Raw genomic sequence first — 1265 nt, 5'->3', positions numbered from 1 at the left:
CGTTCCAGCGCCCGCGCGGAGCCCCGTACGATCCGCGCGTCGACGGTGGGCAGCGGCAGCGCCCACGCGCCGACCTCCCCGGCGTAGCGCGGGGCGCCCGGCGAAGCGTGCACCCGGCGTCCCACCAGCCGCGGCTCGTGCCGCTCGCGGTCGCGTGCGGCGGCGAGCAGCCGCCGTCCGCGCGCGAACTGGTTGAGGGCGGAGGCGAAGGTGCCGCCCGAGAACATCGCCCCGACCCGCACGAACCCGTCCACGGTCAGCGGCACCCCCTCGGGGAGCTGCCGCACGGTGTAGTAGGCGCCCAGGTCGTGGGGGACCGAGTCGAAGCCGGCGGCGTGCACCAGCCGGGCACCGGTCTCCCGCGCGCGTGCGTCGTGGCGTACGTACATGAGGTCCACGAACTCGGGCTCGCCGCAGAGGTCCAGGTAGTCGGTGCCGGCGTCCGCGCAGGCGGCGACCAGGTCCTCGCCGTACTCCAGGTAGGGGCCGACGGTCGTGGCCACCACGCACGCCTGGTCCGCGAGCTCCCGCAGGGAGGCCGGATCGGTGACGTCGGCCCGCAGGACGGGCGGCCCGGCGCAGGCCGGGTCGATCTGCGCCAGCCGCTCCCGCAGCCGTTCCAGCTTCGCGGTGTCGCGGGCCGCGACCGCCCAGCGCAGCCCCCGGGGGGCGTGGGCTGTGAGGTACTCCGCGGTGAGCGTCCCGACGAACCCCGTGGCCCCGAAGAGCACGATGTCGTACGCGCGCTCCGTCCTGTCCTGCCTGCTCATGGCACCTCTCAGCCGTCCGTCCCGCGCCGTTGCGGGTGGCCGAGGCTAGCGTGAGGCGGAAGGAGGCGGAGCGGAGCCCCCGCGATCGGCCGAGCGCCTGCCGGCCGAGGGCTTGTGCGAAGTGGAACACGTTCTTAACATCACTGATGTTACATCAGTTGTGTCACAGTGCTGGGGGCTCGATGGCAGCGGCGGGAACAGCGGGGCACGGTCCACTGGCCGGGGTGCGCGTGGTCGAGCTCGCGGGCATCGGGCCGGGCCCGTTCGCCGCCATGCTGCTGGCCGACCTGGGCGCGGACGTCGTGCGCGTGGACCGGCCGGACGGTGCGGGTCTCGCGATCGATCCCGCCCACGACCTCACCAACCGCAACAAGCGCTCGGTGGTCGTCGACCTCAAGGCACCCGGCGGCGCCGAGCGGGTCCTCGGCCTCGCCGAGCGCGCCGACGTCCTCGTCGAGGGCTACCGCCCCGGCGTCGCCGAGCGCCTGGGCGTCG

At 74.9% G+C, this 1265-nt stretch carries 2 protein-coding genes; one reads left to right on the top strand and one right to left on the bottom strand.

All coding sequences use genetic code 11. The annotated features are described in order from the left end of the window. A partial coding sequence (locus HO151_RS02130; RefSeq protein ID WP_173894427.1) for a trans-acting enoyl reductase family protein occupies nt 1-770 on the bottom strand: 770 nt, incomplete at its 3' end. Between the two features lie 182 nt (nt 771-952). Here HO151_RS02130 and HO151_RS02125 point away from each other — a divergent pair. Next, nucleotides 953-1265, top strand: a 313-nt coding sequence (locus tag HO151_RS02125; RefSeq protein WP_173894426.1) for a CoA transferase, incomplete at its 3' end; no start/stop codon positions are given.

It is taken from the genome of Streptomyces sp. 8P21H-1 (assembly GCF_013302945.1).
The sequence above is the reverse complement of the archived record's forward strand: the minus strand, read 5'-3'. Positions and strand labels throughout refer to the sequence as shown.